At 22.6% G+C, this 26,442-nt stretch carries 25 protein-coding genes; 17 read left to right on the top strand and 8 right to left on the bottom strand.

Translation table 11 applies throughout. From position 1 onward, the window contains the following. Positions 1-33 precede the first annotated feature (33 nt). Genes CWO85_RS01795 through ychF form a run of 3 tightly spaced genes read right to left on the bottom strand, consistent with a single transcriptional unit; the run spans position 34 to position 4,767 of the window. Positions 34-813 (bottom strand): YitT family protein, encoded by a 780-nt coding sequence (locus CWO85_RS01795; protein WP_121463981.1) that lies wholly within the window; start codon positions 811-813, stop codon positions 34-36. Between the two features lie 35 nt (positions 814-848). Further along, on the bottom strand, positions 849-3,608 hold the full coding sequence (gene ileS, locus CWO85_RS01790) for an isoleucine--tRNA ligase (RefSeq protein ID WP_236628344.1): 2,760 nt from the start codon (positions 3,606-3,608) through the stop codon (positions 849-851). A 55-nt stretch (positions 3,609-3,663) separates the two neighbouring features. After that, positions 3,664-4,767, bottom strand: coding sequence for a redox-regulated ATPase YchF (gene ychF, locus CWO85_RS01785; RefSeq protein WP_121463980.1), 1,104 nt, complete (start codon positions 4,765-4,767; stop codon positions 3,664-3,666). Between the two features lie 999 nt (positions 4,768-5,766). Here ychF and CWO85_RS01780 point away from each other — a divergent pair. Together CWO85_RS01780 and CWO85_RS01775 are read left to right on the top strand one after the other, a co-directional pair. Further along, positions 5,767-6,483, top strand: coding sequence for a hypothetical protein (locus CWO85_RS01780; RefSeq protein ID WP_121463979.1), 717 nt, complete (start codon positions 5,767-5,769; stop codon positions 6,481-6,483). 149 nt (positions 6,484-6,632) lie between these two features. Then, positions 6,633-7,433, top strand: a complete 801-nt coding sequence (locus CWO85_RS01775; protein ID WP_121463978.1) for a DUF2963 domain-containing protein — start codon at positions 6,633-6,635, stop codon at positions 7,431-7,433. Positions 7,434-7,741: 308 nt separating this feature from the next. Here CWO85_RS01775 and CWO85_RS01770 read toward each other — a convergent pair whose 3' ends face one another. The 4 genes from CWO85_RS01770 to CWO85_RS01760 all read right to left on the bottom strand — a co-directional run bounded on the left by CWO85_RS01770 (position 7,742) and on the right by CWO85_RS01760 (position 9,744). Further along, a complete protein-coding gene (locus CWO85_RS01770; RefSeq protein WP_121463977.1) occupies positions 7,742-7,999 on the bottom strand; it encodes a hypothetical protein in 258 nt (85 codons plus the stop codon). 9 nt (positions 8,000-8,008) lie between these two features. Beyond that, positions 8,009-8,134, bottom strand: coding sequence for a hypothetical protein (locus tag CWO85_RS03815; RefSeq protein ID WP_268876789.1), 126 nt, complete (start codon positions 8,132-8,134; stop codon positions 8,009-8,011). Positions 8,135-8,461: 327 nt separating this feature from the next. Further along, complete coding sequence (locus tag CWO85_RS01765) at positions 8,462-9,052, bottom strand: hypothetical protein (protein WP_121463976.1); 591 nt, start codon at positions 9,050-9,052, stop codon at positions 8,462-8,464. 116 nt (positions 9,053-9,168) lie between these two features. Next, on the bottom strand, positions 9,169-9,744 hold the full coding sequence (locus CWO85_RS01760; RefSeq protein WP_121463975.1) for a hypothetical protein: 576 nt from the start codon (positions 9,742-9,744) through the stop codon (positions 9,169-9,171). Between the two features lie 1,084 nt (positions 9,745-10,828). Between CWO85_RS01760 and CWO85_RS03585 the strand changes: the two genes are divergently transcribed. From CWO85_RS03585 to CWO85_RS01715, 10 genes are all read left to right on the top strand, one after another. After that, positions 10,829-11,113 (top strand): hypothetical protein, encoded by a 285-nt coding sequence (locus CWO85_RS03585; protein ID WP_152031103.1) that lies wholly within the window; start codon positions 10,829-10,831, stop codon positions 11,111-11,113. Positions 11,114-11,257: 144 nt separating this feature from the next. Beyond that, on the top strand, positions 11,258-11,656 hold the full coding sequence (locus tag CWO85_RS01755) for a Panacea domain-containing protein (RefSeq protein WP_121463974.1): 399 nt from the start codon (positions 11,258-11,260) through the stop codon (positions 11,654-11,656). Continuing rightward, a complete protein-coding gene (locus tag CWO85_RS01750) occupies positions 11,647-12,138 on the top strand; it encodes a hypothetical protein (RefSeq protein ID WP_121463973.1) in 492 nt (163 codons plus the stop codon). Before CWO85_RS01755 ends, CWO85_RS01750 begins: the two co-directional genes overlap by 10 nt. Before the next feature lie 426 nt (positions 12,139-12,564). Next, on the top strand, positions 12,565-12,819 hold the full coding sequence (locus CWO85_RS01745; protein WP_121463972.1) for a hypothetical protein: 255 nt from the start codon (positions 12,565-12,567) through the stop codon (positions 12,817-12,819). Between the two features lie 37 nt (positions 12,820-12,856). Further along, the gene (locus CWO85_RS01740) at positions 12,857-13,141 is read left to right on the top strand and encodes a hypothetical protein (protein ID WP_121463971.1); all 285 of its coding nucleotides are present in this window, start codon (positions 12,857-12,859) and stop codon (positions 13,139-13,141) included. Next, positions 13,138-13,584 carry a hypothetical protein gene (locus CWO85_RS01735; protein WP_121463970.1) on the top strand — a complete coding sequence of 149 codons (447 nt, stop codon included), beginning with the start codon at positions 13,138-13,140 and terminating at the stop codon, positions 13,582-13,584. Before CWO85_RS01740 ends, CWO85_RS01735 begins: the two co-directional genes overlap by 4 nt. Before the next feature lie 42 nt (positions 13,585-13,626). Then, positions 13,627-13,968 carry a hypothetical protein gene (locus CWO85_RS01730; protein ID WP_121463969.1) on the top strand — a complete coding sequence of 114 codons (342 nt, stop codon included), beginning with the start codon at positions 13,627-13,629 and terminating at the stop codon, positions 13,966-13,968. After that, complete coding sequence (locus tag CWO85_RS01725; protein ID WP_121463968.1) at positions 13,961-14,914, top strand: hypothetical protein; 954 nt, start codon at positions 13,961-13,963, stop codon at positions 14,912-14,914. The genes CWO85_RS01730 and CWO85_RS01725 overlap by 8 nt, the downstream gene beginning before the upstream one ends. Before the next feature lie 88 nt (positions 14,915-15,002). Further along, positions 15,003-15,296, top strand: coding sequence for a hypothetical protein (locus CWO85_RS01720; RefSeq protein ID WP_121463967.1), 294 nt, complete (start codon positions 15,003-15,005; stop codon positions 15,294-15,296). A gap of 615 nt (positions 15,297-15,911) precedes the next feature. Further along, positions 15,912-16,286 carry a hypothetical protein gene (locus CWO85_RS01715; RefSeq protein WP_121463966.1) on the top strand — a complete coding sequence of 125 codons (375 nt, stop codon included), beginning with the start codon at positions 15,912-15,914 and terminating at the stop codon, positions 16,284-16,286. Positions 16,287-16,881: 595 nt separating this feature from the next. On the opposite strand, the gene CWO85_RS01710 is transcribed toward CWO85_RS01715, so the two are convergent. Next, positions 16,882-19,683 carry a trypsin-like peptidase domain-containing protein gene (locus tag CWO85_RS01710; protein WP_161554981.1) on the bottom strand — a complete coding sequence of 934 codons (2,802 nt, stop codon included), beginning with the start codon at positions 19,681-19,683 and terminating at the stop codon, positions 16,882-16,884. Positions 19,684-20,139: 456 nt separating this feature from the next. Here CWO85_RS01710 and hrcA point away from each other — a divergent pair, with 456 nt between their 5' ends. The 5 genes from hrcA to CWO85_RS01685 all read left to right on the top strand — a co-directional run bounded on the left by hrcA (position 20,140) and on the right by CWO85_RS01685 (position 26,141). Then, positions 20,140-21,168, top strand: a complete 1,029-nt coding sequence (hrcA, locus tag CWO85_RS01705) for a heat-inducible transcriptional repressor HrcA (RefSeq protein WP_121463964.1) — start codon at positions 20,140-20,142, stop codon at positions 21,166-21,168. Between the two features lie 23 nt (positions 21,169-21,191). Further along, the gene (locus tag CWO85_RS01700) at positions 21,192-22,007 is read left to right on the top strand and encodes a nucleotide exchange factor GrpE (protein WP_121463963.1); all 816 of its coding nucleotides are present in this window, start codon (positions 21,192-21,194) and stop codon (positions 22,005-22,007) included. Then, positions 21,973-23,868, top strand: coding sequence for a molecular chaperone DnaK (dnaK, locus tag CWO85_RS01695; protein ID WP_121463962.1), 1,896 nt, complete (start codon positions 21,973-21,975; stop codon positions 23,866-23,868). The genes CWO85_RS01700 and dnaK overlap by 35 nt, the downstream gene beginning before the upstream one ends. Before the next feature lie 98 nt (positions 23,869-23,966). After that, positions 23,967-25,085: a molecular chaperone DnaJ gene (gene dnaJ / locus CWO85_RS01690; protein ID WP_121463961.1), complete on the top strand. Its 1,119-nt coding sequence runs from the start codon at positions 23,967-23,969 to the stop codon at positions 25,083-25,085. Between the two features lie 63 nt (positions 25,086-25,148). Further along, the gene (locus CWO85_RS01685; protein WP_121463960.1) at positions 25,149-26,141 is read left to right on the top strand and encodes a lipoate--protein ligase; all 993 of its coding nucleotides are present in this window, start codon (positions 25,149-25,151) and stop codon (positions 26,139-26,141) included. Positions 26,142-26,442 lie beyond the last annotated feature (301 nt).

Below are 26,442 nucleotides of genomic sequence, written 5' to 3'. Positions count from 1 at the left end.
AATTATAAACTTTCTCTAATATCAAAAATTTTATTATTTTCTAATAAATTTTAAATTTATTTTATTCAAAGTAATATATATAACAAATGAATTTATAGCTAATTTAATAAAGGTTAATAATAAAGACATTAAATCGAGACTGCCATTCCAAATAGATAAAAAAGTAACAGAAACAACAGCTATAGAAAAGTTCAATACATTAATTGATGTGGATATAGTTCTATTTTTATAAATAACTAAATATTTCGCAATAATATCTATGCCGCCTGTGGAACTACCAATATTAATGCACATACCGATAGCAAATGCCGAACAAACAGATACAATTACAACCCTTAATAAAGACTTCCAAATACCAGATTCTTTTGGTATCCAACCAAAACAATGACTCCAATTATGCAGCTGTCCGTTAGAATTATTTATTAAAGAAGTCAATATAAATAAAAAAACAAAAAAACCAATAACATTAATCAAAGAATTCAAACTAAATTTAAAATCTAATTTGGGGAAAGAAATAAAAATAAATAAAAATAAATTCACAACAGCAAAAAAACAAGCCGCAAACCATCCATTAAAAGATTCATTTTTAATGCCCACAACATCTTTTAAAATTTTAGCAATAGCATCTCCGATGCCATGAATACCTGTAGTATACAACTTAATATTATAATCGCCGCTCATCAAAATAACATCAACAAAAGTATATAAAAACATTAAAAACAACGAAATAAGAAGAATTGTAATATTACATTTTGTTAAAAATTTATCATCATTATTTATATTCGTTTTTGAAATATTTTGACTTTTTTTCATTATATTAATTTTATATTTTCCGTATTCTAATTATTTTATTCTTTAAAAAAATTTAAACAACGATTACATAATTGTTCTAAATCTTTATTTTCTATAACGTTCCAACATCTAGGGCAAGTATTTCCTAAGGCTGGCATGATTTTAATCTCAAAAATTTCGGATTTTATTATTTCTAATTGCGACACAATTAATAATTGATGCAATTTATCTTTAATTTCTAAAACATTAATCATATCAATATATTTTAATGGTAATTTTAAAATTAATTTAGCTTGTAAAGATTTATTAATAATTTTATTTATTCTTGCTTCTTCTAATTGTTTTAAAACTTGTTCTCTAAAAGAAAAAAATAATTTATAATAAATTTGTTTGTGTTCTATATCTATCTTTTGAGAATAAAAAGATATCCATTCTTTTAATTCTTTGTTTTGAGGAATCGATTCTAAATAAATATCTTCTTTTGGAACAAAAGATAAATTTTGATATATTTCCGAAGTAGTATGAGGAATAATAGGAGTTAAAATTTTTAAAAAAGACATTAAAAGATCGTATATAGTAGATTGAATTACATTTCTTTCCCAATTATTTTCTTTTTCGATATACAAAATATCTTTGGTAAAATCTAGATAAAAAGCGCTCATTCTATTTGAAATAAACGGATATAATAAACTTAAAATTTGGTCAAAATTATAATTTTCGTAATATTCTATTATCTTAAGAAAAATATCTTGAAATTCTAAAATAAATAATTGATGAAATAAAGTTCTTTTTTCGAAAGAAATATAACATTCTTTAGAAGGATCAAAGTTATTTAAATTACCTAACATAAAACGAAAAGTATTTCTGATTTTTTTATATTTGTCTTCTATTTGCTTTAAGATAGTATCATCTAATCTAACATCTACATTATAACTAATATTAGCTACCCATAATCTTAAAATATCGGCTCCTTTTTGTTTTATAATTTGCAAAGGATCAACGACATTATTTAATGATTTACTCATTTTTTGTCCTTTTCCGTCTAAAACAAAACCATGTGTAATAACTGTTTTATAAGGTGCTTTTTGAAAAGCAGCTACAGAAGTAATTAAAGAAGAATTAAACCAACCACGATATTGATCTGCGCCTTCTAAATAAACATCAGCAGGTATTAAATCATTATTTGATTTTTGAAAAGTGCTATAAGAAGTTCCTGAATCAAACCAAACATCTATAATGTCTGTTTCTTTACGGAAAATATTGTTAGGGCTTTTTTTGTTTTGATAATTAGGAGGTAATAATTTTGAAGCTTCCCATTCGAACCAAATTTCTTTGCCATTTTTTCTTATTAAATCAGAAACATGTTGAATTAAAAATTCATCTAAAATTGGCTGTTCATCTTCTGTATAAAAAATAGGAATTGGAACACCCCAACTTCTTTGGCGACTTATCACCCAATCATTTCTATCTTTAATCATATTATGTATTTTAATTTGGCCCCATTGAGGAATCCATTTAATTTTTTGAATTTCAGATAATAATTGTTCTTTAATTTTTTCAATATTTAAAAACCACTGAGGAATAGCTAAAAAAACAACTGGTTTTTTTGTTCTTTCATCATGAGGATAAGAATGATTTAATATTGTTGAACTAATTAAAAGATTATTTTCTTTTAAATCTGAAACAATAATATAATTAGCTTTTTCATAAAAAAGACCTTGATATTTTCCTGAAATTTCAGTCATTAAACCTTTTTTATCAATGCTCAATAAAATATCTAATTTATACTTTTCGCTTAATAAAAAATCATCATGACCGTGCCCTGGAGCTATATGAACTAAACCTGTTCCTTCTTTATCCGAAACAAAAGTATCTAAAACAACTTTATTTTGTTTATTGAAAAGTTTATTTTCATATACAAAATTATTTAAAAAACTACCTTTAAAAGTTTTTATTATTTCTACCTTTGGCCAATCAAATTTTTCTTTTAAATTATTTAAAACCGAAACGCCTATAATATATTTATCATTATTAATTTTTATTAAATGATAATCTTTATTAGGATGCGCACAAATAGCTACATTGGCTGGTAAAGTCCAAGGAGTTGTTGTCCAAACTAATAATTTAGCATCTTGAAAAATATCTTCTTGTATATTTGATTTTACAAGCGGGAAAAGAATAAAAATAGAAAGTGTTTGATGATTTTTATATTCTATTTCTGATTCAGCCAAAACAGATTGTAAAAAAGGAGACCAATAAATAGGTTTTAATTTTTTAAAAATTAATTTTTTAGAAATCATTTTACCAAAAATATTAATTTGGTCAGCTACAAAAGAATTATTTAAAGTTAAATAAGGTTTGTTCCATTGACCTAAAACACCTAATCTTTGAAAACTTTTTTTCTGTTTTTCTATAAAATCTATAGCTACTTCTTGGCATTTATTTAAAAAATCTTTTTTAGAAGATAATTTATCTTTAGAATATTTTTTTAATATAACCGTTTCAATAGGAAGGCCGTGGCAATCCCATCCTGGAACATAAGGAGCATAAAAACCTTGCATCGTTTTAAAACGTACAATAAAATCTTTTAAAATTTTATTTAAAGCGTGTCCAATATGAATATTTCCATTAGCATAAGGAGGACCATCATGAAGAAAAAAAGAAAGATTATTTTTATTTTTTTCTAAAACTTTGTCATATAATCTAATATTTGTCCATTTACTTTGTATATCAATTTCTTTTTGGCTTAAATTAGCTTTCATAGGAAAATTTGTCAAAGGCATTAACAAAGTTTCTTTATAATCTTTATTTATCATAATATTCTCCTTGAATGTAAAATTATATAAAAAATTATAAATATTTTATTATTTTTTATTTAGAAACATTAAAATGAAAAGTAATAATATCTCCATCTTGAACTAAATAATTTTTTCCTTCTAATCTTAATTTGCCATTTTCTTTAACTTTGATAAAATTAGGAGTATTAACTAAATCTGCGTAATTACAAACTTCCGCTTTAATAAAACCTCTTTGAAAATCACTATGAATTATACCGCCGCATTCTGGAGCAGTCATCCCTTTGAAAAAAGGCCATGCTTTTGTTTCTTGTTTTCCTGAAGTAAAGTAAGTGTTTAAACCTAATAGTTTATAACTTTTTTGAATAATTTCTTGCAAAGCACTATTTTTTAAATTGTACATAGATAAAAAATTTTTTTGTTCCGCTTTATTCAAAAGAGATAATTCTTTTTCGAACAAAATACAAACAGGAATAAATTCTCTTATTTTTGTTTGACTATGAATGAACATGTGTTTAAAAAAATTATTATTTGTTAAATCTGATAAATCTTTTTCTTGAAAATTACCAATATAAATCATAGGTTTTAAAGATAATAAATTAAAATTTTTAATTATTTTTAATTCTTCCTTATTCCAACTAATTTGAGAAATATTAATATCTTTTTCTAAATAGGATTTTAATTTATTTAATATTTCTTCTTCCTCTAAAACTTCTTTATTTAAAGAAGATTTTTTTTGTTTATTAATTTTAGATAAACGTTTTTCGATTTGTTCTAAATCAGAAAGAATTAATTCTGTTTCAATAATAGAACTGTCTTCAATAGGATCTACTTTATCATTAACATGAATAATATTTGGATCTACAAAACATTTAACTACATGACAAATAGCATCCACATCTCTAATATGTGTTAAAAACTGATTTCCTAAACCTTCTCCTTTCGAAGCATTTTTTACTAAACCTGCGATGTCTATAAATTGAATTTGAGTTGTTATAATTTTTTGAGATTGCGACAAATTAGCTAAAAAATCAAGACGTTCATCTTGAACACCTACAACACCGACATTAGGTTGGATGGTAGCAAAAGGATAATTAGCTTCTAAAACTTTCATATTTGTTATAGCGTTAAATAAAGTTGATTTCCCTACATTTGGCAAACCTACAATTCCGACTTTCATAATTTTAATTATTAACCTTTTTTAATTTATAAATATATTTTTTAATCTTATTAATTTTGTTTATTATTTTTTTAAAAAAATAAACATAAATAATCGATTTATAGGATATTTCAATATTTTTAAAACTAGTTTCAAAATAATTTAGATAACTTCAAATATATAATATATATACATATTTTACTTTAAAAAATATTTTTTTTAATTATATTTATGATATTTTTTGAAATTTCATTTAATATTTATCTTTATAAAAAATATTTTGAATAATTTTATATTTGCGAATCCTTAAATTTATTAAAAATATTTAAAATTAATAAAATTTGTTAAATTTATTTAATTTATTATTATAATAAATTAAATAAATATTTAAGAATTACTTCTTAAAAATTATTCAAATTATTTTTTTATTTTATTTTTAGTTTAATTTATTATTAATTTATATTTTAAACATATTAAAAATAAATATAAAAAGGTGCGAATATGAATATGGTAATCAAAAATAAATATTTTTTATTAGGTTTTTTAAGTTTGAGCTTTTCCACATTATTTTGTTTTTTAATATATTATTTAAAAAACATAAACTTTATGAAATCAAAACTTCATTTTATTTTAAAAAAATAAAATTATTTAATTTAAAAAATATAATAAAATTGTAATTATAATAAAATTTAATTTTCATAATAAAATATATAAATACAAATGATTTACTAAAAAAATTGATGATTTTTTTCAAGAACAAAAAAAACACCTTTTAATGGATTGATTGATATTATTAAAGAAAGTAAAAATTGTATTTGCCTACATATTAATTAAAGACATAAATAAAAAAATATAATTGACATTATTATTTATCAAAAATAATGAAAATTAAGAAAACAGAAATAAATTACATTATTTTTTCATTTGATTATAAAAAACTTTTTATTTAAAATAATAAATATTTAATTTAATATATTATTTAAAAATACGTTTTAATGAAAGGTTTAAAATATAACAAAAATGCAAAAAATTGAAAATAAAATAAATTTAAAACATTTATTCTTTTTGTTTATTTCAATTATTTTATTAATTTCTAATACCTCATTGATTTTCGCAGAAAAAGAATTATCTAAATTTTTAACAACTACAAACTTAGGGCAAATAGAAACAACAGGTCAAAAACCTACTAAAGATGAAATTATAGTGAAAATAAAAGAATTAAATAACGATTTAAAAGAATCAAAATCTTTAAAAATAGATAATGACCCAACCGAAACTGAAGCTATAGTTAAATCTAATGAGCACACGGGAGAAGTGAAAGTTTATTTTACTGTCAAAAAAACACAAACACCATTATCTAAATTTTTAACAACTACAAACTTAGGAAAAATAGAAACAACAGGTCAAAAACCTACTAAAGATGAAGTTATAACGAAAATAAAAACATTAAATAAAGATTTAACAGAATCACATTCTTTAAAAATAGATAATGATCCGACCCAAACTGAAGCTATAATTAAATCTAATAATAACACAGGAGAAATAAAAGTTTCTTTTACTGTCGAAAAAAAAGAAAATACAAATCATAATACAACTAACAATTCCGAAACAGTTACAGAATCCAATCCAGAAAATACCTCTTTTTTTAAAAATAAATGGTTATGGACGATAATAATACTTATGATAATTACATCTGTTGGTTTTTTTGTTTGGCGAAAACAAAAAATTTCTAAATAAAAAATTCTAAATAAAAAAGACCTTAAAAAGTCTTTTTTTTTAAAAAAATTTAATTTAATAAAAATATTTATATAAATATAAATTGGATCAAAAAATATTATAAAAAAGGATTTTATTATAGTTAAAAAAGAAAGGAACTAAAATAACATATGAAACCACAAACAAAAAAAATTTATCTTTGTCTTTACACAATCTTAATCATATGTGGATGTGCATTAATCTACTGGTGTTTCTTCAAACCAATCACACCAAAAACTAAAAAAACACATGTTTCAGAAGACAACCAGGATCCGGATATAAACATTAAAACGGCAATTAAAGACCAACAAACACTCGAAGAACAAAAACAAAAAAATGAAGATGCGTTAACTAAAACTAAAAATGCATTAAATCAACAAAAACAAGAATTAGAAACAATTAAAAATGATCTAAGTACAAAAGAAAAAGCGTTAGAAACTGTTCAAAACGATTTAAAAACAAAAGAACAAGCATTCAAAACAATTCAAGATAACTTAAACACCAAAGAACAAACTTTAACAACCACTCAAAATACTTTAAATCAACTAACAGAATTAATTAAGACTTTAAAAAATAAACATTTAAAAATTGAGTATCAATCGGACGGCGAAACAATAAAATGCATCACTGAATTTGATCCATCTACTAGCAAACAAATTAAATATACTCATTACCAACCCAACGTAAACAAAATAAATTATATCTATGAATACAATCCATCTAATGGAAATGCAATTAAGTTAACTTATTACCAATCAGACGGTAAAACAAAAAAAGGAGACTATGAATACAATCCAAGCAATGGAAATCTAATAAAATATACTGATTTCCAATCAGACGGTAAAACAATAAACTTCATCAACGAATACGAATCGTCTGGCAACATCAGCAAAACAACTCATTTCAATCCTGATGGATCAATAAAAAAATAACCGTATATAAACCTATAAAAAAACAAAAGATAATACTCTGATGAAAAATCACCTAAATTTAATTTAACCATTATGAAAAAAAATCAAACTCAAATTTTAGTTTTTGAGTTTGATTTTAGGGGTAATTTTGATTATTACGTTTATTTTAGACTGTACCGATTAATAATATTTTTTCTCTTTCTGATATTTGTTTTTGTAAAAAAAAAAAAAAATAAGTTAATCTAATTCTTTAAGATTAAAGTTTAATTTTTAAATAAAAAAGAACTTAAATGAATAAGTTTTTTTACTTGATAATTTATTTCAAATTATTAAAAATCGTTAAAAAAAAATATTTCATCAGGAAATTGGATTTGTTTTTCAACAAAAGCAAGCGAATTTGTTAAGCATTCAAGTTCTCGATTAAGACTATTATAACTACTTTCATCAAGCATAAATTTCATCTCTAACAATGATTTTCTCTTTTGAATAGGCGCTTGTGTTAATAAAGAGTTCATTTCTCGAACGGATTGATTTATTCCTTCTACGCCTTTTCCAGATATTTCTGAAATGTATTTTTCTGGTTGCAATTCATTTAACTATTGTTTAACTTCTTCTAATTGTTTTTTAGTTTCCATAAATTCGTCTTTTGCCTTTTTAATTTTAGGTTTTATGTTTTCGATGTCAAGCAACAAAAGTTTTTTTTCTTGTTCTAATCTTTTCAATTTTTCTGATCGTAATTGATCATAACTTTTTATTTTTTCATTTGAATCTGTTTTTTCAGTAAGTTGAGCATTTTCGTGTTTTGGTTTAGTAGATGGAGATGAAGCGTCATCAGTGTGTTTGTTATAAAGAACACAAATTAAGCCAATGATGAATACAACAACGACAGTGCCAATAACAATTAATTTATTTTGGTGTTTTTTAAATTCATTTTTTTTATATACCTTTCCGATATATTTTATTATATCTTTTTTTTTTTTTTTGGAATTTAAACGCTTTTTAAATAAAAAAGAACTTAAATGAATAAGTTCTTTTTGATAAAAATTATATTATCTCATATGAGATGGTTTAGTCGGAGGAGGAGTGGTGTCGCAATAGGTGTCAAATTTGATTGACCATCCCGAATCAAAAACTAACCTGCAAGCGGGAGAGTTTCCACCAAAACCACAAAAGGAATTATCGTAAGGAGTACCTTTTCTTGTAAAATTAATAACGTCAAGAGTCCAATTCTTAAAATAACAATAATCTAATTTAAATTGTTCTTCGGGTATAGCATTAACATATGCAACTGTAAGAGACGGCACCCATATATTACCGCTATCTAAACAATATAATTCCCTAGTTAATTTACCCGTTTTACTTGGGCTACCTAATTTACTTACAATTGTGCTAGCAACATATGTGGATCCTGATTGAAAACAACATTGGTTTTTCCATTGTTCTAATGCTATATTATACTCTTCTTCAGTTTTTGGATTCTGATTCCATGTAATTTGTTTATTTTCTACAACTTGATTACTTATTTTTTCTTTTTCTCTTATTAAGTAATAAATTGAAACAGAGATCAAAAAAATTAATGTAATTGTTAAAAAAATAAATGTTTTTTTATAATTTGTAATTAATTTTTTGATATTTTGCATATTTTTTTCCTTTTTTTGATTTATTTTAATTATATCTTTTTTTTTTTTTTTGAATTTAAACGCTTTTTAAATAAAAAAGAACTTAAATGAATAAGTTCTTTTTGATAAAAATTATATTATCTCATATGAGATGGTTTAGTCGGAGGAGGAGTGGTGTCGCAATAGGTGTCAAATTTAATTAACGATCCGTAAGTAAAAATTAATCTTATAGGAGAAGGATCTTTAAAAAAAATAGAATTATCCGAACTTACCATTGGTCTTTTAAAATTCATAACATCGTTATATAAATTATAAAAATAACAATAATCTAAATTATAATTATTTTCCTTCAAACTGGAAACCTTATATTCTACTTTTAGATGCCCTTCTTTTAGATTCCCTTTTATTATATTACCGCCATCTAAACAATATAAAGTTTTCCATGATTTACCTAATTTATTTCTGACTTCATCACCAGTATATTCGTTTCCTTGTTTAAATATACATTGATTTTTCCATCGTTGTAAAGATTCATTATATTCTTCTTCATTTGATGGAGTTTGATTCCATGTAATATGTTTGTTTTCTATAATTTTAATTTCTTTTTTATTTGTTAAACAATAAATTGAAAGAGAAATTAAACAAAATAATATAATTGTTAAAAAAATAAATGTTTTTTTATAATTTGTTATTTTCTTTTTAATATTTTTCATAACTTTTTATCCTTTTTAAATTATATTTTTGTTATATATTTTTTTATAATTACAAAATTTTTAAAGCAAAAAAAAGAAATTGATAAATAACTTCTTTTTGTTTAAATTATTTCATATGAGATAGTTTAACTGGTGGTGGTGTAGTGTCCAAATAACCATTAAATTCAACTTTATCTAGATCAGAAATTTTTATTTTTTCAATAGAAGGAAGATTTTCAAAAGTATAAATATTAGACCAATAATTATTTTTAAAAGAATATTGAATTACATAAAAATTTTCATTTTTATCATAATAAGAATAGACAGTTTTTTTATTATTTTTTTGAAATATTGTAGCATCATAAAAACAATATAAAGTTTGATTTGAAGTTCCTAATAAATTACCTATTTCCTTTCCAGTAAATGTATTCTTAGATTTGAAATGACATTGATTTTTCCATTCTTGTAGGGCTATATTATATTCTTCTTCAGTTTTTGGATTCTGATTCCATGTAATTTGTTTATTTTCTACAACTTGATTGATTACTTATTTTTTCTTTTTCGCTTATTAAGCAATAAATTGAAATAGAAATTAAAAGAATTAATGTAATTGTTGAAAAAATAAATGTTTTTTTATAATTTATTATTTTTTTCTAATATTTTTCATAACTTTTGGTCCTTTTTTAATCATATTTTTATTATATATATTTTTTTATAATTATAAAATTTTTAAAAAAAATAATTTCTTTTAATTTAATAATTTAGATTTATTTCATATAATCAGGTTTATGAGGAAGAAGTGTAGTACTACAATAAGTATCAAATTCATTCAAACTTATATTTAATGTTGAACCATTGGCTTCAAAAAACGAGCATATTCAAAAAGCGGAACTTTTTTTAAAATACTCTAGAAATCATTAAAAATATTTAAAAGATTATCAATATTTGATAATCTTTTTTTATTATTTTTTTTAATTAAATTTAACTATTATGCAAACTTTAAAAAATTTCAAAATTTAATATAAACAACGAAAAGATAAAAGAAATAAAATCTTTAATAATTATCATTGGTAAATTACGCGGAATAAACCTTTAAAAACATCAAATGAAAAAGCAAGAAAAAAATATGAAAAAAGAAACAAAAGAAGAACAAACAACAACGAAACAAAAATATAACGTAGTTAGAAGCTCCATTATCATCATCATCTTATTATCACTCTTATACATTAGCGGCTACTTTGGCAAAAAAATGGTTAGATCGCAATTGCGAAATCGAAAAACCAGATGCTTAAATATTATTTTTTTGTATATAAAAACAAAAAATAGCCCCTCTTCTCTCGCTCATAGTTATTACTGTTCTTTATGGGTAAACAACTTAATCAAATTTTAAATTATCATCTAATAAAATACAAAATATAAGTAAAATAAAAATAGAGGTGAATTAAAATGATAAAAAAAGAAAAACAACAAATTAATATTTTAGATGTAGCTCAATATATAAATTAGAAATCAAAATAAAAAAGATTATACTAAAATGAAATTACAAAAATTAGTTTTTTTCGCTTATTGTCAACATTTAATCAAATTTAAAAAACCTTTTTTTAAAAACGATTGGGAAGCTTGGGAATATGGCCCTTGTTCTCCAAAATTATATTTAAAAACATTAGAATATACAAAAAAAATTCCTAAAGATTTAAAAATTATTGAAAATTTTAATATATCTTGTTTTAAACCGCAACAAATTCAAATTATGGATAATATTTTAAAAAAATATGGTTCTTATACTGCTAATCGTTTAGTTATGCTAACGCACGAAGTCGATTCTCCTTGGACAAGAAGTTTTCTTTTTAAAGACTGGTCATTAAATCCAATTACTGATAAAAGAATCTTGAAATTTTACGAAGAAAAAGGCGAACATTTTCAATGGAAATAAAAAAAGTCAGCGATTATTTAGATGATAATAAAGTAAAAATTGATATTATTATTCATGAATCTAAACATTTATCTTTGGATTGGGATAAAATAATCGAATCTTTTAATGAAACATTGAAAAATAAAAATTTTGAAAATGAGAGCCATTTTATAAATCCAACACAAATTAAAATGTTTCTAAATAAAGATAAACATCATTTAATAGAAGAAGTAAATTTTATTAAATTAAACATTGATAAATGTCAGCGTATTATTGGATTCATTGAACAAGAAAAAAAGAAGAAATTTTTTTATCTTTGTGTTTATGATCCTTTTCGTCAATTTAGTATTTTAGATTCAACCCAATATTTAAACAAAACAGCTCTTAAATATATTTATAATTTTTTAAAAATTAATAAATATGAATTCGACGAAATAGATAAATATTTAACACACAACAAATATAAAATAAAAAAACAATATTTTAAATATTGGAATAATTAAATTTTTAAGTTTTGTATATTATAAAAACTTACAATAAATTTTTATTTATTAAAAAAAAGATACAAATTTTAAATTTCAAAAACTTGAAATTATTTTTATTTCTTTTTTGATTTAAAAACTTAAACCGCCGAAACGGTAGCGCTTTTTAACTGCTCTTTACTGCTTTTTACTGCTTTAGTAAAATAAGACCTTTTGAAAATTACTAATTTGAGAAACCAAATTATTTATTTGAAAAAATAAATAGTTTGGTTTTTTTTCTTTTATATAGGAAAAAAACCGAACAAGAAAAAAAGAGTTTAAAATTTTGAAAGCGTTCAACACAAAATATTTTTTTATAACAAAGAAATTCCAAAATAAAAAAAATATTTTTTAAGACAAAAAATTTTACAAAAATAAATTAACAAAAATAAAGAGGTTTTAAATCAAATGGAAAATAAAGATAAACACGACGCATTTAAACCGTTAACTGAAAATGCTAGATTAAAAATTGAAATAAATGATACAGCTAATGTAATATCGCATTTAGAATCATTAATAATCAAATTAGAAAAAAACGAGGAAAACGGCGAAATCATAAGAACAGCAACAAAAACAATTTTAGCTATGAGACAAGCGAATATAAAAAAAATTAATAGACGTATTCAATTGTTGTCTATACATGGGAATCAAAGGAAATATTAAATATTTTTGAAATAAGAAAATTTAGGAGTTTAAAAAAATGATATATACGGAATTGCTAGCCCATGCATTCGTTAATGATTTAGAAAAATACGCAAAACAACGCGACGAAGAAGTTAATAATATCAAAAAAGAACGCGACAATTTAAAAAAATCTAATAACGGATTAAAAACACAAAATTTCATTTTATCAAAATGTAATTTGAAATTAAAAAACAAAAATAATGATGTAAATGCACACAACATGATATTACAAATAAAAAATATTCATTTAAGAAATGAAATACAAGGATTAAAAAAAAAGATTGAGAGAATACAAAAATGAATGTAGCCAAAACAAATAAAGCATTAGAAATAAACAACAAAAAATATTCAAATGAAAATTTTAAACTTACAAGCGAAATACAGTTAAGTTTTTTAAATAAACTGAAAGAAAAAATATACAAAACTACATTAAATCTTGAAAACGCCGAAAACGTCGTAGTCGGAGATGATTTAAAAACATATGCGCTGTGTTTATGCAAAGTATATGACCTTTTTGACACATACAGAATATTTAATGATTTCAAAATAAAAGATGATATAGCGAAAATTTACAAAATCATTACTGGGTATGTAAATTATGGCTGTATTGATTGTGATTTTTATTTTAATAAATTATTAAAATTTTTAACTGATAAAAAAGAAATAACAATGTATCCAGCTACTGTATTAAAAAATGGTATAGAAATAAGACAATTTGAAGTTATTAAATATCATTTTGAATAAAATATTAATTCAAAGCAGTAAATAGTAAAGGAGAAATTAAATATGTTTAAAAAAAATAAATATGATTTAAAAGAAATCACGGATTATTTAACTAACAATTATTTTAGAGTCCTTTTATTATCTAATGAAAAAGGAAAAACCAATTTGAATTTAGAAAACAGCGTTTTATATTTGAATCCTTCCGACGTTCCCAACTTCAATCAAATTTTTAAAAAAATTTCTAATCCTCCTTTTGAAATCAAACAAGATATCAACCTTAATAAAGATTTTATTTTTGATGCAACTAATAAAATTTTATATTCTAAAAAAATAATTGAAAAAAAATTAACCGCTCATGAAAAAATGGTTGAAGAAGAAACGAAGTCTTTATTTAGCAATGTATGAAGCCATAAAAAATATCAAAAAAATAATTGAAGAAGAACAAAAAAGAGAATGGGAACAAAAAGAATTAAAACGGCTTCAAAGAAAAGAAACCGAATATAAACAAGAAGAAGATAAAAAAAGCTTCGCCATGATAGATACAAGCATAATCAAACAAATTCAAGAAGACCCCACGACAAAAGATTTAAAATTTGGCGTTGATTACGATACAAAAGATATAGAAACGATGTTAAATTATTTTAAAAATAAAAAGAACATAGATGAATTCGAACATAAAATGATTTTAAAAACCAAACCTTATATTCAAATTGTTTATCAAGATACTAAAAAGCCTCTTTATGAAGAAAATATTATGACAGTACATAATTTATTTAATCAAAATTTAAATTTAGAAGAAATAAAAAAAATTGATAAAGATTTTTTTAATACGATTTTATCTAAAATTGAATTTTCTAAGGAACAATGGGGAAAAGTTAACCAGTTTAAAGAAAAAAACGGCATTTATCTTTACGGAGCATTAAATACTTATAAAACTTTTTTGATGAAAGGTTTTATAAATTGGTATTTACAAAAAGAAAAAGATTTTATATTTTTATATATGCCGGATTTTGTTAGGCAATTTCCCCAACATTGGTACGACCAAGATATAGAAACAAAAATAAATATTGTAAAAAATACTCCGGTTCTTTTCTTAGATGATATCGGCGCGGAACATTTAACAATTTATTTTAGGGATGAAATTTTAGGGCCTATTTTAGTTTATCGTTGCGAAAATAAATTAAATACTTTTTTTAGTAGCAATTTAAATTTAGAAACTTTATTAAAACATTTTACATTTAATGATATTTCGCAAAATTTCAAAGGAATTAAAATTATTAATCAAATTAAAAATTTATGTTCGGTTTATTGTACGAGCAAAATTAAAAAAGAATTTTTAAGTATTCATTAAATGAATTTTTAAATATTTTATCGGCTAGACAATCCGATACAAAGCTAAAACCAAGTCATGTATAAATCATGAAAGGAAATAAAATAAAATGGCTAATAACAATGCAATTCAAAGAGCAACAAAAGAAATTTTAAAGGCTGTCGGCTTGGCTATTTGTACTGTTTACGCAATTTTTGGTTTAATCGCAATGTATCGTAATAACGAATTACCATTCCAAGACCACGACAAATCTACAAATGTCATCGTTAACAAAATTAACCCTGACAAAGATAAAAACGTACACGTACAAGAAGCATTACTTAAAAGATTAAATGACTTAGAAGCTAAAAATACAAACACAACTGAAACAAAAGACACAAAAGATACTACAAAAAGAACTTAATTTTTAGTATTGTATAAAAAAATAAAAATAATGTTTCTATTTTGGATGATATTTAATAAATTTTTTATGATAACACCTTAAATATCAAAAAAAATAGGAATATTATATTATTTTTTTAAAAAAAATAAGAATTTATATAAAAAAATATGAATTTTTATTAAAAAAATAAGAATTTATATAAAAAAATAAGAATTTTTATTGAAAATATATAAATTTATATAGAAAATATATAAAAATTTATATAAAAAGTATGTTTTTTGAAAGAAAATAGAACTAAAATAGAACTAAAATAGAACTAAAAAGATAAAAACACCCATAAAATCAAGATTAATGTTTTTTTTACCTTAATTCAACAATTTAAAGAGGGTATCCGTTTCAAAGTTTTTTTTAATTTAATTTGCGTACGGCATATTTTAAATTAAAAAAAATGGATTTAAATTTAGAACAAAATAATTTAAAGTTAGCGCTTTCTTTGTTATTTTCGGTTTTATTCGCAAAACCATCTAAGCCCTCCAATTTTCTACCTATTTCATAATTAAAGAAAATGTATATTCTCTTTAAATTGTTGAGTACAATTAACAATTTAAAAATCAAAAATGAGAAAGGAGAAACACAATGCAAAATAAAAAAAATCAAAAAATGACTAAACAAGATAACGTTGTTGTTGACGAAGCACAATATTTCAGTACTGTTGATTATTCATTAGATGAATATGAACTTAGTGAACGTAAACACGGAGTTATTAGTGTTCTTGAAGCAGTAGAACAAGAATTAGATAATTTAGGATATAACGCTGAAATAAACTTTGAATCTAAAAATTCAAAATTAATTAAAAAAATTGAAAATGAAGTTAACGAAAAAATTTCGGAACCAGCAAAAAAAGCTTCTAATTATGTAAAAAAAGCTAAACGTCTTTTATGGGACGTACAAAACGACAAAAACGCAATAATTTACTGCTTTATTAATTTAAGCCTTTTTCAAAATTACTAAAATTTGAAAAACTTAAATTACCAAAGCTCTACCTTTTCCTATATAAAAGAAAAAAACCAAACTATTTATTTTTTCAAATAAATAATTTGGTTTTTCAAATTAGTAATTTTCAAAAGGTCTTATTTTAATAAAGCAGTGAAAAGCAGTGAAGAGTAAAGAGTAGTGAAGAGCAGTAAATAATGAAATTTATGTTCCAAGTATTTATTATAAATATCAAAAAGTAATTATACGTGATAAATGGACAATTTGATCAATATAGCTACAAAATCAATAAAATTTTCAAAGTTTAATCATTTAATGTGTTTTAAACATTTAAACTATTGAGGCCATTCAATAAATAATAATAAATTCTACATTGGTGCTTTGCAAAAGGACAAAAATAATCCATCTCTGAAATTAATAATTACAATCAATTTTATTGTTGTAATTCCTATGTACTATTTATAAACATAAATTTCCAAATAAATATCCTAAAAAAGATTTTCAAAAATTAATTTATCATTTAGAATATCTTTTAAATTATTATTAATATATTTTTTTTACATCAAAAATAAATTTGCGGCAACCAAACAATATTTTTGAAAGTGTAATATTATCAAAATTTTCTTTTTATAGGATAATTCGAATAAATAATAACAATAAATATAACAATAAGAACAAATAAACAAGAAAAAATTAAAGTCAAATTTTCTTTTAATTTGTATATTTTTAAAAAATCAAATATATCTTTTTCTTTTAATAAAGCAACTTTAATAAAATTATGTGGTAATTTATTAGATTCTTCCAAAATATTATTAACTCCTATAAAATTACCTTCATTATCAAAATATAAAAAATTAAATTTAGGATTAGCAATTTTATTTTTATTCCTTAAATCAAATACGGAATCACACAAGACAAAATCATTTGTTTTATAACTTACAACACCTTTAAACATTTGTGGAAAATAATTATCATTATAGTTATTTGTTAAAAAAAATATTTCTTCTCCTAAATTTAAATTTTTAGAAGATCTGGCCGGAATAATATCGTAATTATTGGAAGATACAAAAGTTATTAAAATCAAATTATTACGTCCTAATAAAAAACTGTTAATTTGGCCTTTTTCTTTTTGATAATTATCATTATTAAAAATAGTTATTTCGATTTCATTAGAAAAAATATTTTTAATCGGTTCAATTAACGATAATAATTTATTCTTATTATTTGTATAAGTAGATAAAACAAAATATAAAAAATTATTATTTGGTAAAGATTTTTTTTGAAAAACAATCCCATTACCGCTAATTTCTTCATTTTGATCCCAAAAAATTAAAGAATTTTTTATTTTCTTTAAATTATCAAATTTACGTTTTTCATTTATTTCCATATTATCATTATTTGATTCATGAGGATAAACTAATTCTAAAGATATAAAGGGTTCATGTTGTTCTTTTAATTGAATATCATCGAAATTATAAATTTTAATTTCATTTAAATTATTTGGGCCCTTTTTTTCAAAAATAATATTATTTTTTTGTTCATTATAAATTATTTTTATTTGCTCTTTTTTAGGATTTAAAGAAAATATTTGTTCTTTTTTATAAAACATAACTACTAACTTAATATTTAATTGTATTTCTTTTTCTTCTTTTATTAACTCAGAAATAATTGATTTTATTTTTTTATTTCGAAAATAATTTAATAATTCTTCGATTGTAATAGTAATATTATTTTTATTCTTTATTAAAAAATTTGGATTTTGATTAAAAGGAGGAAATGAATTTAATTCATTTTCTAAATAATCATAATCTTCTGGTAAAATTTTAAAAAATTTTTTAATTGGATTTTTTTTATGCAATTCAATTATTCGATTACATATTTGTTTAACATGCTCAATATTAAGACATTGAGAAATTCTATCTGGCACATAATCACTTATAATAACGCTTTTGTTTATGCCTATAATTTCCCCATGAGTATTAAAAACAGGACCTCCGCTATTACCTGAATCAATTTGGATATCAAAAGAAATTTCTTTTTCATTATAATCAACAATATTACCTTTTTTTAATAAATTAAACCCCCAAATAATATTTGGTTTTAAAAATAAATCCTTATCTTGCGAAAGAGTATTGAAATTATCAAAAGTTAGTTTTTTTGATTTAATTTGAGTAATTTGAGAACCCATACTATAAACAACTTCTCCTTGATAAACATTTATTTTTTTCTTAGGTAAAACTTTATCTAAAATTGTTTTTATTTCTTCAAATTTTTTTGTATTTTTATCTCTAAAAGTCAAAATAGCTATATCATCATATACATCTTGATTATTTATAAAACCAAACATTTCCGCCTCTTGTTGAAAATAAATATTAAAAAGTTCAATTTTTATTGATGAATATTTTGAAGCTTGTTTCAATACATGCCTATTAGTTAAAACATAATAATCATAAAATATTTCATTATTTTCCATTATTTCTTTAACACAAAAAATAAAACCAGATCCTAAACTTAAAAATTTATTTTGCATCAAACTTCCGACTTGAATCAAAAAAGTAATTTTATTTAAATTTTGGATGTCCTCATCGAAAGGATAATTTAATTTTGTATTTTCTAAATTATTTTTTTGTTGTAAATTCGACTTTTCGATATTCACTTGATTATTTTGACATTTATCTAACGCTATCTTATCAAAAATATAATCTAAAAAATTTTTTTTAGAATCAATTTTAGATGAGCTATTATAAAAACCTAAAAACCATCCTTCTTGATTTAAAAAAATTTTATATTTCTTATTATCTACTTCTAACAAAAAATAATATTTATTTTTGATATCAATATCTTTTTCAGAAGATAAATCTGATTGTTCTAAATTCAATTGACATTTAAAAAAATAAAAAATAGAATTAGATGTTATTATATGGTTAATTATAATATTTGGATCTTGATTTGGCACGGAAATACCTATAAATTCTCCTTTAGTATTAAAAAATATTTTATTATTTCCGCCTTTAATAGAAATAGGTAAATACTCATTATCACTTAAAGCATAATTTTTACTTACAATACCTTCTTGAAAAGGTTCCATATGAGACGAAATATCTAAAGTAAAAGCATATACTACATCTCCTTTGTTAAAACGATGAGGTTTCAAAATAAAGGATGGCTTATCTTTTTCAAAATCAAAGATATTTTGGATTTTTTTTTGCATGTCTCCTATCATTTGAATCTTTTCTTCTAAAACTTTATCTTTTAAATTAAATGTAATTTGATTTTTTTTATAATCATTTTGAATAATTTGATTTTGATATTTAATAAATAAATATTTATAATAAAAAAATAAAAATAACAGAAATATTAAAAAAAATAATATAAATCTTTTTTTATTTATAAAAGATAAAACGATACTATCCATATTTTTCAAGTGCTTTTCCATTTTCTAAATTATTGTTTTAAATTTTTAAAATCTATACAATAATATGTTTTTACAATCATAAACAAGTAAATAAATTAATAACCAATTTAAAAATTACAAAACTCTCTACTTATTAATAATATATTAATTAAAATAACTTTTATTTATTTTTTGTCAAAAATATTAATTTTTATTATTGACATTTATAAAAAAAATAATATAATAATATTAGCAGTCATTATAAATGAGTGCTAGAATAGATCGACAATAATAAAAGTTACTTTCAAAAAAATAAAAAAATCTCTATTTATCAATACAAGCATATTCAAAAAATTTTTATTTATTTTTGTAAAAATATTAATTTTTATTATTGACATTTATAAAAAAAATAATATAATAATATTAGCAGTCATTATAAATGAGTGCTAGAATTGATCGACACTAGAGGTGTGAGCATTGCTTTCGAATCGAAAAAGATTAATTTTAAAGGCTGTTATCGAAAATTACTCTAAAGAAGTTAAACCCATAGGTTCTGAATTTTTATCTAAAGTGCCTTATTTAAAATTTTCCAGTGCTACTATTCGTTATGATATGTTGCAATTAGAAGAAAAAGGTTATTTAATAAAAAATCATAAATCTAGCGGTAGAATTCCTTCTTTAAAAGGTTATGTTTTTTATCTTAATAATTTAATGACTCGCAAGCCAGAAAATAAAGAAATTTTAACTTTGTTTGAAAAAATAATCCAAAAAAAAAATTCAAATAAAGAAAAAATTATTCAAGAAGTTTTAAAATTATTATGTAATTTGACAAATCATGCTATTATAGATATCAAACCTGATATTTTAAAAACAAGTAAAATTAAAAAAATTGATTTGATTTTTGTTAATCCTCAACAAGCAGTTATTTTTGTTCTTACAAATAAAGGTCATTTGCAACATCAAAATATTTTTTTAGATGAAGATAAAGAATTTAAAGCGGAAGATTTAAAGATAATTGTAGACATTTTTAATAATTTATTAATCAATAAATATTTAAACGAAGCTTTAAAAATTATCCAAAGTGATCTTTGCCAAGAGCAAATCAAAAAACATATTAAATATCAAGAAAAATTAATACAATTTTTTTTAGAAGCTTTTTATAAATTTTATAATAATAATACTTCTTTTTATGGTATTTCTAATTTTTTAACTTCTCAAACGGAACAAGAAATCACAAATATTAAAGATATATGCGAAATTTTAAATACAAAAAAATTAAATAATTTTTTTTACGATTCGAAAGAAGTAATTTGCAAATTAGCTAATCAAATTAGATTAATTCCTTATAAAAAATTTATTTTTGTTTCTATTCCTTACAATATTAACGAAAATGAAAAAGGATTTATAGCTGTTTTAGGCTCTAATGTAATTAAATATTCAGAAATTATACCTATTTTAGAATATTTATCAGCTCATATATCTCATTTATATGAAAAAAATAAATAAAAAGGAGTTTTATTTGATATAAAATGAATGAAAAAAAAGATAAAAATTGCCAAAACTGTCCTTGTGATAAAAATCACAAAAACGAGAATATAAACAATTGTGCAAAAGAAACTTGTAAACAAGAAGATTGCCAAAAAAAACATTGTCCAAAAGGCAATTGTGAAAAAGAAAGTTGTTCACAAGATAATTGTAAAAAAGAAGAAGGAACTTGTGAGCAAGAAGACTCATGCAAAAACAATTCCTGTTGCAAAGAAAATAATAAATGTCCTTTTAAAAAAGATGAAGATAGCCAAAAATGCACTAATGATTGTTCTACATCAGTTAACAATGAAGAAGAAATTGAAAAATTAAAAATAGAAAAAAAACAATTACAAGAAAATTTATCGGAAATCACTAACAAATATGATAATGATAAATTGAAATATCAAGCAGATTTAGAAAATTTTCAAAAAAGAATTCAAAAAGAAAAAATTCATTCTTTGAAGTACGCTTCTATGAATTTAATTACTGAAATGTTAGTCCCTTTAGAACAATTAGAAAAAGCTTTAGAGATGACTACTGAAGAACCTTTATTAAAAAATTTTTTATTAGGTTTTAAAATGATTTTTAAACAAACAAAAGATATTTTACATAAAGATGGCGTTCAAGAAATTAAAGCTTTAGGCGAAAAATTTAATCCTGAATTTCATCATGCGATCGAAAAAATATCAGATAAAAATAAGCCAAATGGAATTAACTTAGCAGTTATAGAAAAAGGTTTTTTATACAAAGATTTAGTTATTAAACCAGCAATGGTAAAAATCAATGAATGGAGTGATAATTCAAATGAAAACAAATAAAATTATTGGAATTGACTTAGGAACAACTAATTCTTGTGTTTCTGTTATGGAAGGGAAAGAAGCTAAAGTTATTATCAATTCAGAAGGCGGAAGAACTACGCCTTCAATTGTAGCTTTCAGAAATGATGAAATTTTAGTAGGTGAAGTTGCTAAAAGACAAATGTTAACTAACCCAAATACTATATTGTCTATTAAAAGACATATGGGAGAAAAAAATTTTACAGTTAATATTAAAGATAAAAAATATACACCTCAAGAAATAAGTGCAATGATTTTAAGAAATTTAAAAAAACAAGCTGAAGATTATTTAGGGGCGGAAGTAACAAATGCAATTATTACTGTGCCTGCTTACTTTAATGATGCTCAAAGACAAGCTACAAAAGATGCTGGAAAAATTGCTGGTTTAGAAGTAAAAAGAATTATTAATGAACCAACAGCTGCCGCTTTAGCTTATGGTATTGATAAACAAAATGAAAAAGAACAAAATATCTTAGTTTTTGACTTAGGCGGAGGAACTTTCGACGTTTCTATTTTAAATTTAGCAGAAGGTAATTTTTCTGTTTTATCAACTGCTGGAGATAATCTTTTGGGTGGAGATGATTTTGATAACAAAATCATTGAATTTTTACTAAAAGAAATCAAAAAAGAACATTTAGTAGATTTAAGTAAAGATAAATCTGTAATGCAAAGATTAAAAAGTGCTGCAGAAAATGCTAAAAAAGAATTAAGTAATGCTATGTCTGCTCAAATTTCTTTACCATTTTTAACAATGATTCAAAGACACGAACAAGGAAATTCTGTAGGCGAATCTATTCATTTTGAATATAATCTAACAAGAGCTAAATTTAATGAATTAACTCAAGATTTAGTTGATCGTTGTTTAATTCCTTTAAAACGTGCTTTGAAAGATGCTGATATGACTCCAGGAGAAATTCATCAAGTTTTATTAGTAGGCGGTTCAACTAGAATTCCAGCTGTTCAAGAATTAGTTAAAAAAGAATTAAATAAAAATACTTTAAATAAAAGTATTAACCCTGACGAAGTAGTTGCGATGGGCGCTTCTATTCAAGGTGGTATTTTATCAGGAGATGTTAAAGATATCGTTCTTTTAGATGTGACTCCGCTTTCATTAGGAATTGAAACTTTAGGAAATGTTTTTACTAAATTAATTGAAAGAAATACAACAATTCCGACAACAGCTAAACAAGTATTTTCTACTGCAGAAGATAATCAAACTTCAGTTGATATTCATGTTTTACAAGGCGAAAGACCTTTAGCAAGAGAAAACAAAACTTTAGGTAATTTCCGTTTAGATGAAATCCAAGCTGCACAAAGAGGAATTCCACAAATAGAAGTGACTTTTGATATTGACGTTAATGGTATTGTTTCCGTTAAAGCTAAAAATTTAGGAACTAACAAAGAACAAAAAATTACTATTTCAGGTAGTGGTTCTCTATCAGAAGAAGAAATCAAAAGAATGATTAAAGAAGCAGAAGAAAATGCAGAAGCTGATAAAATCAAAAGAGAAAAAATTGATACTTTAAACGAAGCTAATAACTTAATCTTCCAAACTAAAAAATCTTTAGACACTTTAAAAGATGAAATTCAACCGGAAGAAAAAAATAAAATCGAAGGACAAATTAAAGATTTAGAAGAAGCTTTAAAAACAGAAGATATCGCAATTATTAAAGAAAAAATGAGTCTTTTAGAAAAAGAATCTCAGTCAATAGCTGTCAAAGCTTATCAAAAAGCTCAAGAAAAATCAAAAGAAAATTCTGATAATGATAATTATAAACCAGAAAATGACAAAAATTCTGACCCAGATGAAGTAGTAGACGCTGAATTTAAAGAGAAAAAATAATTTCCTTTGACAGAATACAAACCAAAAAAAGAAATTAATCTTTTTTTGGTTTCTTTATTAACTATAAAATCTAATATAAAACTATAGGAGTTTTTATTATGAAATCTAAAAGGGATTATTATGATGTTTTAGAAGTTTCTAAAAATGCGAGTGATACAGAAATTAAAAAATCTTATCGTAAACTTGTTAAAAAATATCATCCTGATGTATCTAAAGAAGATAATGCTGCTGAAAAATTTAAAGAAGTTCAAGAAGCTTATCAAATATTAAGTAACGCGCAAAAAAGAAGTGATTATGATCGTTTTGGTCACCAAGATTATAGTAATTTTAATAATAGTGGGTTTCAAGGTTTCAACCAAGGTTTTAGTAGTTCCGATTTTGGCAATTTTGATGATATTTTTGGAAGTTTTTTCGGAGAAAATCGAACTAATAAACAAAAAAATACAAATAATGTTCAAGATAAATACGTAGAATGTGTTATTGATTTTTTAGAAGCATGTTTAGGCGGAAAAAAGGAAATTAAAATAAATTTCGAAGAAGATTGTAAACAATGTAATGGAACAGGGGCGCAAAATAAAGAAGATGTTCGAATTTGTAATTATTGTAACGGAACAGGACATATTACAAAATATCAAAGAACTTTTTTAGGAAATATTGGTACCCAACAAGTATGTTCTTATTGTAGAGGCGAAGGTAGAATAATTACTAAAAAATGTTCATCTTGTAAATGTTCTAAAAGAGTTTCAAATGTTAAAACAATAAACATTGATATTCCTGCTGGAGTAGAAGATGGAATGACAATGAAACTCGACCAACAAGGACACGGAGGGCACTTAAATTCTAAAAACAGTGATTTATATGTAACTTTTAAAATTCAGCCTCATGAATTTTTTGAAAGAGAAAAACAAAATATTATTTCCACTGTTTGGATTAATTTTTATGATGCTATCTTAGGAAAAGAATTAAATATTCCCACTATTTATGGCGATGTCGAATTAAAAATACCAGAAGGAACACAAACTCATACTAAATTTAAATTAAAAAATAAAGGTATTCCTTATTTACATTCCAATTTTCGTAAAGGAGATCATTTTGTTATTGTCAAAATTAAAACTCCTACTAAATTATCTAGTCATCAAAAAAAACTTATTGAACAAATTAAAGAATTAGATACATTTAACGAAAATATCAAAAAAAATAAATCTTGGTTTTTTTAAGATAAATAAAACTTACTTTTTTCTTTTTTAAAATCTTTTTTTGTATCTTGAAAGGATAAATCGATGATTTTAGTAAAATATAATAGATTAAAAGATTTTAAACCTTATTTTTATTTCGCTTTAGAAGAATATATTTTGAATAATCTTTTAAAAAAAGACGAATTTTGTTTTTTTTTCCAATGGCAAATCCAAGGCGTAGTTATAGGAAAAAATCAAATTATTGAAAATGAAGTAAATTTAGATTTTACTACAAAAAATCAAATTCAATTATTTAGAAGGCCGACAGGCGGAGGATGTGTTTATAACGATCCTCAAACGCCTCTTTTTAGTATTATTACTGCCAAAAAAGATAAAAATTTTAATTTCAAAGAGTATTTAGGCAAGATTATTGAAGCTTTTGGTAAATTAGGAATTAATTTATATTTTAGCGGTAGAAATGATATTCTTTTAAATGAAAAAAAAGTTTCGGGCAATGCCTTTATGCAAAATAAAAACGGTATGGTAATGCATGGAACTTTACTATATGATTGTGATATTGATACCATGGTAAGGTGTATTACCCCTAACAATGAAAAACTAATTTCTAAAGGAATCACCAGTGTTTCTTCAAGAGTTACTAATTTAAAAGAACATTTAAACGGCATGTCTCAACAAGAATTAATGGATTATCTAAATAATTATTTAACAAATGAAGAATACAATTTAACTTTAGATGAAATATATAAAATTGAACAAATGGCAAAAAAATATTCTTCTAAAGAATGGATTTTCGGAGAACATCCTGCATATGACAAAAAATTACAAAAACGTTTTAATTGGGGTAATTTAGAAATTTTCTTATCTTTAAACAAAGGTAAAATATCAAAAATAATTTTTAAAGGAGATTTTTTTCATAAAGAAAATAATTTATCAGAATTTTTAGAAAAATTTGTCAATGTTTCCTATAACAAAAAAAGTTTGCAAGAACTTTTGAAAAACATTGATATCAAAAATTATATTATCGATGCTTCTAATAAAGATTTGCTATCTTTATTAGAAGAAGGAATTCTTTATTAAAATAAATTTTTATAAAATTGAAAGATTTCGTTTTTTATACATTTTTTAAAACAAATCATTAAATTTAATTATTTTTTAAAAAAATGTATAACATAAGTAATTAATATTAAAAAATAAAAAAATTCTTTTAAAAAGATTTTCAAAAATTATCTTTTATATCAAAATGAAACTTCATTTAAGGAAAAAAATCATTTTTACTTAAAAAATATTAAATAAAAAATAACTTTCTAAATTTTTATTAAAGAATTCATTTATATTTCGACATTATTTTTTTATATTAAAACAAATTATATTTATGCAA

It is taken from the genome of Candidatus Phytoplasma ziziphi, assembly GCF_003640545.1.
GTDB lineage: Bacteria > Bacillota_I > Bacilli_A > Acholeplasmatales > Acholeplasmataceae > Phytoplasma > Phytoplasma ziziphi.
The sequence above is the reverse complement of the archived record's forward strand: the minus strand, read 5'-3'. Positions and strand labels throughout refer to the sequence as shown.

Coding starts and splice junctions, on each gene's coding strand:
- CWO85_RS01765 (WP_121463976.1), bottom strand. CDS start 9,052: ATGCAAAATATCAAAAAATTAATTACAAATTATAAAAAAACATTTATT.
- CWO85_RS01755 (WP_121463974.1), top strand. CDS start 11,258: ATGAAATTACAAAAATTAGTTTTTTTCGCTTATTGTCAACATTTAATC.
- CWO85_RS01725 (WP_121463968.1), top strand. CDS start 13,961: ATGTATGAAGCCATAAAAAATATCAAAAAAATAATTGAAGAAGAACAA.
- CWO85_RS01740 (WP_121463971.1), top strand. CDS start 12,857: ATGATATATACGGAATTGCTAGCCCATGCATTCGTTAATGATTTAGAA.
- CWO85_RS01710 (WP_161554981.1), bottom strand. CDS start 19,683: ATGGATAGTATCGTTTTATCTTTTATAAATAAAAAAAGATTTATATTA.
- CWO85_RS01730 (WP_121463969.1), top strand. CDS start 13,627: ATGTTTAAAAAAAATAAATATGATTTAAAAGAAATCACGGATTATTTA.
- CWO85_RS01760 (WP_121463975.1), bottom strand. CDS start 9,744: ATGAAAAATATTAAAAAGAAAATAACAAATTATAAAAAAACATTTATT.
- CWO85_RS01700 (WP_121463963.1), top strand. CDS start 21,192: ATGAATGAAAAAAAAGATAAAAATTGCCAAAACTGTCCTTGTGATAAA.
- CWO85_RS01795 (WP_121463981.1), bottom strand. CDS start 813: ATGAAAAAAAGTCAAAATATTTCAAAAACGAATATAAATAATGATGAT.
- CWO85_RS01750 (WP_121463973.1), top strand. CDS start 11,647: ATGGAAATAAAAAAAGTCAGCGATTATTTAGATGATAATAAAGTAAAA.
- dnaK (WP_121463962.1), top strand. CDS start 21,973: ATGAATGGAGTGATAATTCAAATGAAAACAAATAAAATTATTGGAATT.
- dnaJ (WP_121463961.1), top strand. CDS start 23,967: ATGAAATCTAAAAGGGATTATTATGATGTTTTAGAAGTTTCTAAAAAT.
- CWO85_RS01780 (WP_121463979.1), top strand. CDS start 5,767: ATGCAAAAAATTGAAAATAAAATAAATTTAAAACATTTATTCTTTTTG.
- CWO85_RS03585 (WP_152031103.1), top strand. CDS start 10,829: ATGAAAAAGCAAGAAAAAAATATGAAAAAAGAAACAAAAGAAGAACAA.
- CWO85_RS01775 (WP_121463978.1), top strand. CDS start 6,633: ATGAAACCACAAACAAAAAAAATTTATCTTTGTCTTTACACAATCTTA.
- ychF (WP_121463980.1), bottom strand. CDS start 4,767: ATGAAAGTCGGAATTGTAGGTTTGCCAAATGTAGGGAAATCAACTTTA.
- CWO85_RS01715 (WP_121463966.1), top strand. CDS start 15,912: ATGCAAAATAAAAAAAATCAAAAAATGACTAAACAAGATAACGTTGTT.
- CWO85_RS01685 (WP_121463960.1), top strand. CDS start 25,149: ATGATTTTAGTAAAATATAATAGATTAAAAGATTTTAAACCTTATTTT.
- CWO85_RS01735 (WP_121463970.1), top strand. CDS start 13,138: ATGAATGTAGCCAAAACAAATAAAGCATTAGAAATAAACAACAAAAAA.
- ileS (WP_236628344.1), bottom strand. CDS start 3,608: ATGATAAATAAAGATTATAAAGAAACTTTGTTAATGCCTTTGACAAAT.
- CWO85_RS01745 (WP_121463972.1), top strand. CDS start 12,565: ATGGAAAATAAAGATAAACACGACGCATTTAAACCGTTAACTGAAAAT.
- CWO85_RS01720 (WP_121463967.1), top strand. CDS start 15,003: ATGGCTAATAACAATGCAATTCAAAGAGCAACAAAAGAAATTTTAAAG.